We start from the raw sequence: 5,189 nt of genomic DNA, 5'->3' as shown, positions 1-5,189 counted from the left end.
GGCCGCCGTCGACGACGAATTCGGTATGGCAGGCCCCGAGTCCCACCCCCAGAGCCTTGATCTGGGCCAGCAGGCTCTGCTCGACCTCTTCGGGTAGGGCCGGAACCCAGTCGCGGCTGGTTTCGGTGAAGTACGGCGGATCCCCAAGCGTGGTCCGCCACGAACCAAAGTGTTGGAGGGTATGGCCGTCACCGAGCGTTTCGTAGGTGTGCAGCTCGCCGGAGAGGTATTCCTCGATGACCAGGGCGTCGTCGCCGCGTCGCTCCCGGATCCTCTCCACTTGCGCCTGAAGTTCATCGAGGTCCCGCACCAGCAGGACGTCTTCGCTGGCCACTCCTTCGCGGGGCTTGACCACTGCGGGGAACACCAGCTCCGCGGTGATGGCAGACAGATCTTCCCCCGGGCCGAGCTCGACACTGGCAACATGGTCTAGGCCGATGTACGACAACGCCCGGCGGGTGAGGAACTTGTTCTTGCAGCGAAGGGTTGCGTGCCAATCCTTCCCGGGCAGGCCCAAGAGCTCGGCGGCCATGGCCGTCTGAGTCTGCAGGTGGTCACTGTTGCTGAGTAGTCCGCGTGCCTGCCCGTACCTGGGTTCGAGCGCCAGGACACGCGCTGCGACGGCCCCGGCATCGTGCACCTCGGTCTGCTCAACGGCCAGTGGCGCATGAGCTATCCCGGCGTAGGCTGCAGCATGAGCCACGGGGGCGTCGGTCAAGATGACGACCGGGATGCCCATTGCCGCCGCGGCGGGCAGGAAACCCTTGGTGACGGCGTCGGTGGGGCTAATTGCGGTGAGGTAAAGGCACGGCGTGACGGACTCCTTGCGTCGCAGTCAGACCAGGCCCGACTAAGTTTTTATATTAGGCAAGGCTAAGCTAACTTGAATAGGGATGTGGAAGTCAATCCAAGGGGTGGGCAGGCATGCAACATCCCGCCATAATTTGCGCACAAAAATCTTTCGTAATATGTCTTTACCTTGTCCAGTCCTCCCGATCGGCTCCGGCACCCGCGCGGGCGGCTCACACTCTGAGACAGGAGAACACATGCTCCGTTCGAATCGACTCAAGGACAGGCTCGCCGCCGGCGAGCCCGTCTACGGCCTCTTCTGCGCCATCCCCTCACCGGCGCTGGTCGAAATGATCGGCTGCACGGGTTACGACTTCGTGGTCCTTGACTGCGAGCATTCCCTCGTGGACCCGCAGGAGCTGGAGAACTTGATCCGCGCGGCGGAAGCGGTTGGCCTTACACCTCTGGTCCGCATAGCACCTGCTGATCACTCAGCCACGCTCCGGGCGCTCGATGCGGGCGCCATGGGCGTCGTCGTCCCGCATGTGGAGAGCCGAGCTGACGTCGACGCCGCCATCCAGGCCGCCCGCTACCACCCCGAGGGTAAGCGGTCGCTGGCAGTCGGCCGCGTTTCCGGCTTCGGCCTCATCGACCCCGCAGAGTACATCGCCCGTGCCAATGAGGAGATCATGGTCATACCCCTCATCGAGGACGCGGCCGGGGTCGACGCCATCGACGGGATCCTTGCCGGCGGGGGTGTGGACCTCATCATCCCAGGCCCCGCAGACCTATCCCAGTCCTATGGTCTGCCCTGGCAAACGCGCCACCCGGTTGTTCTTGACGCCCTGGACCGCCTGCACACCGCGTGCGTGGAACACGGCGTTCCGTTCTGCCCGATTTCCCGCACGCCGGAGTCACATGACCGCTGGCGGCAGGCGGGCGTCGCGGCCTTCATCCTCGGGGAGGAACGCGACCTCGCAGCCGGAGCCCTCCGCAGGCACCTGGATGGGCTCCGGAATGCCTCCTTGCAGCCCAGGCCCTGACCCAATACTCGGGGCGGGCCCGGTGCATTGTTGTTGACAGCTGCCTGCTCCGGCAAACTCCTCCTACTACAGCCCGCCGTACAGTCCCTTCAAAACGCACCGTCTTGTCACACCGACCGAACCGCCGAAAAAGGAAGCAGATCCATGAGCGCCGCCGCACTTACCCCCGCTCACCCGGTCCGCGTGTTCGACGTCATCGTCCGCCGCGTCCAGGACCTGACCCCGCATTTCCGCCGCATCACCTTCACCGGCCCGGCGCTGGACCGGTTCGGGGTCCCGGGGCCGACACTTGACCTGAGGATCAAGATGCTGCTGTCCGTTCCCGGACAGACCCTGTCCAGGCCAGGCCCACCGGACGGACAGCTGCGCGAGGGCTGGTACCGGAACTGGCTCCAGAAAGAACAGCCGGGACGCGGCTGGATACGCAGCTACACCGTCCGCGCCCTCCGCGCCACCGCCCATTGCCGGGAGCTGGACGTAGATTTCGTCATCCACCCCGCCGCCGACGGCCACGGCGCCCCGGCCTCGGAATGGGCCCGGGCGGCCGCACCCGGCACCGGCGCGGTCATCATCGGCCCCGACGCCGAAGCCATCACCGCTGCCACCGGACTGAGTGAAACAGGGATAAGGTGGAACCCCCAAGGGGCCCGGCAGATCCTTCTGGCCGGCGATGAAACCGCAGTTCCGGCGATCAGCTCCATCCTCGAAGCCCTGCCGGCCCATGTCACCGGCCATGCGTTCCTGGAAGTACCCGACGGCAGCGACTTTCAGGACATCAGCACCGACTCCGGAGTCCAGATCAGCTGGCTGGCACGACATCCCACAGGCGCGCTCCGCGGTGAGCTGCTGTACGGGGCCGTGCGGGCGAAACGCCAGGTAAACACGGCCACACAGGAAAACACACACGCCATGTATGCGTGGGTAGCCGGCGAAGCAGGCACCGTGAAGAGCCTGCGCCGATACCTTGTGAATCAGCTCGGACTGGACCCCAGACAATCTGAATTCAGAGCGTACTGGAGCCTTGGCAAATCCGGCTCCGGAACCAACGGCACCCCGAACGCCGGGAACCTCCAACCCGGGTTCCGAGGTGCCACCGGGGCGACGGTCAGCCCCGTCGATAACGCCAACGCTGTAGCGTTGGGCAATTAGGGCACACAACTGGGTCTTTTTGATCAGCCCGGTCAGGCCTACCGTGGACAGAAGAAGCGGCCCGTCCCGGGCAGCCGAACCACGGAGGATCCCATGACAACGCACGTCGCAGACTGCAGCGTAAGCAATTGTTCCTTCAACGACCACTCCGCATGTAACGCCGCAGCCATCACAGTCGGCGGCACTGAAGACCATGCATCCTGCACCACCTTCATTGACACCGGAACCCACGGAGGCCTGCCCAAGGTCCTAGCGGACGTCGGGGCATGCCAGCGCTCCGAATGCGTGCACAACGACCACCTGATGTGCCAGGCATCCGAGGTCCACGTCGGCCCGGGAGCTGACAACGCCGACTGCCTCACCTACTCACACAGGTAGGCCGGCGAAAAGCTCTGCGACACGGGCGAGACCTGCAGCAGGCAATCGCCCGGAGCACCTCTTCGCCGGTCGGGAGCTGCATCTCAGGTTGCTTGCGGCGTTGTTTGGAAGCGGCGAAGTGGGACGTCCAACGAATCACCAGGACGATGAACGGTGAGGGGAACCGACATCCCGCTCTCGACCCGGAGCTACAAGCTCACCGTCGACGAATGCGTGCTGAATCTCCCCATCACGCGCGCAATGTCCTACCACCACGAGGACCCCAGTCGGGCTCACCACAGCCTCCTAACCGCCGGCCCCAGCAGGAGCGAAAGAGCCGCGGTGAGGACATGGAGCGGTGAGCCGCCTCTCCAATCTGCTCAATGACTCCAACACCGAGCAATTGTCCGCGCGGCGTATCCAAGCAATCGCGGAAACCAAGGGTGTGAAGGTTCCCAACACATCCATCTCGAAGTACCTGCGCGGGGAACCCGAGCGAGACTATCCTCAAGGCCTTTTTCGTGGTGCTCCGCATCCCGATGGAGGAGCTTCGGGATGCGGCTGGCGCACCTCTCAAGGCCTTTTTCGTGGTGCTCCGCATCCCGATGGAGGAGCTTCGGGATGCGGCTGGCGCACCTAAGGGAGAGCCCTCACCGTTCGTTCTGCTGGACAGCAGGCCACGGACGAGCCGGCACACCGCCAAACCGGGGATGTCCACATCATTGTGAGTGCCGGGGTAGAGATTTGCGAACATTCCTGGGTCCTGATGATGACCGTATGACGAAAGCAGCAGCACAGGATGTTGTGGTCTCCGAATGTGGCTGCCACCTCCGGTTGCGTCTACGGCAGGAGGGGATCCACGCCGTAGTGGTTGGCAAGGTCGGTGATGACAGCGTGGGCTCCCTGGATGCTGACGGACGAGAGGAACGTCGCATCATCGACCGGGAGGACATCTCCCTCAAGACGCTCCCACAAAGGATTCGATTCGAACTTCTCCTGTTGGGCGCGGGCAGCGTCGCCTTCAGGGCCGTCGGGGGTGAAAGCGCTGACCATAATCAGTCCGGCATCGCCTTCCAGGATTTGCTCAGCGGAGAGCGGAACGAAAATCGATTCCGTAGTATCCGGTGCATCTTCAGGACGCGGAATGCCCATATCGGCCATGATCTCTCCAATGAAGGAGTCGGAAGAGTAAAGGCGCGCGGTATCTTCACCGGCGAAGCGAATCAGCGAGTACGTGGCATCGGGCTTGGTGGCCAAAATTTCCTCTCCGACCGCCTTAGCCCGTTGCTCATAGGCAGTGACCAATTCCTCGGCCTTTTCCTTCTTGCCCAAGGCTTCGCCTAGGAAGACGACGTTTTCCTTCCACGTCGGACCGGTGCTGTCGGAGAAAATTGTGGGTGCGATTTTCGACAGCTGTGGGTAGAGGGCTTCATGGCGGACTTTCGCCGAAACAATCAGATCCGGTTCCAGTTCCAGAATCTGTTCCAGGTTAGGTTCTGCGAGGGTGCCTACATTCACGGAATCTTTGGTCGCTTCATCAACCTCCCCAAGGTACGGGGCGAAAGGATCATTTGGGTCCTGACGGTACTGGACGTACCCGACCAGGTCCGCCTCAAGTAGCAACGCGGCATCAATGTAGCTCGAGTCCAATGCGACGACCCGCTGCGGTCGTTCCTCAATGGTGGTGGAACCCATGATGTGTTCCATCGTCAGCGGATAGGTCCCGGCCTCAGCGGAGGTTGAGGCGGCGGAGGTTGAGGGGGCGGAGGTTGTGTCGTTGGTGGCTGCGGGAGCGCCGCACGCAGCGGTGCCCAGTAGTGCGGCGCCTGCCGCGGCTGCCCAGAATGGCTT

4 protein-coding genes and 1 pseudogene are annotated in these 5,189 nt (G+C 63.3%); 3 read left to right on the top strand and 2 right to left on the bottom strand.

Annotated features, from left to right (window positions below; genetic code table 11):
• Nucleotides 1–739 (bottom strand): annotated as a pseudogene (locus tag Y708_RS29660) (hypothetical protein); the annotation flags it as partial.
• A 307-nt stretch (nucleotides 740–1,046) separates the two neighbouring features.
• On the opposite strand from Y708_RS29660, the gene Y708_RS0106295 reads away from it, so the two are divergent.
• From Y708_RS0106295 to Y708_RS0106285, 3 genes are all read left to right on the top strand, one after another.
• Complete coding sequence (locus tag Y708_RS0106295) at nucleotides 1,047–1,832, top strand: HpcH/HpaI aldolase family protein (RefSeq protein WP_028279271.1); 786 nt, start codon at nucleotides 1,047–1,049, stop codon at nucleotides 1,830–1,832.
• A gap of 144 nt (nucleotides 1,833–1,976) precedes the next feature.
• Nucleotides 1,977–2,981: a siderophore-interacting protein gene (locus Y708_RS23290; RefSeq protein WP_051478701.1), complete on the top strand. Its 1,005-nt coding sequence runs from the start codon at nucleotides 1,977–1,979 to the stop codon at nucleotides 2,979–2,981.
• A 93-nt stretch (nucleotides 2,982–3,074) separates the two neighbouring features.
• The gene (locus Y708_RS0106285; protein ID WP_026550871.1) at nucleotides 3,075–3,359 is read left to right on the top strand and encodes a DUF1540 domain-containing protein; all 285 of its coding nucleotides are present in this window, start codon (nucleotides 3,075–3,077) and stop codon (nucleotides 3,357–3,359) included.
• 819 nt (nucleotides 3,360–4,178) lie between these two features.
• Here the strand turns inward: Y708_RS0106285 and Y708_RS23285 are convergent.
• On the bottom strand, nucleotides 4,179–5,189 hold a 1,011-nt coding region (locus tag Y708_RS23285), incomplete at its 5' end, for an ABC transporter substrate-binding protein (RefSeq protein ID WP_081746531.1).

This window comes from Arthrobacter sp. H5 (assembly GCF_000520595.1).
In the GTDB taxonomy this organism is placed as follows: Bacteria; Actinomycetota; Actinomycetes; order Actinomycetales; family Micrococcaceae; genus Arthrobacter_D.
The sequence above is the reverse complement of the archived record's forward strand: the minus strand, read 5'-3'. Positions and strand labels throughout refer to the sequence as shown.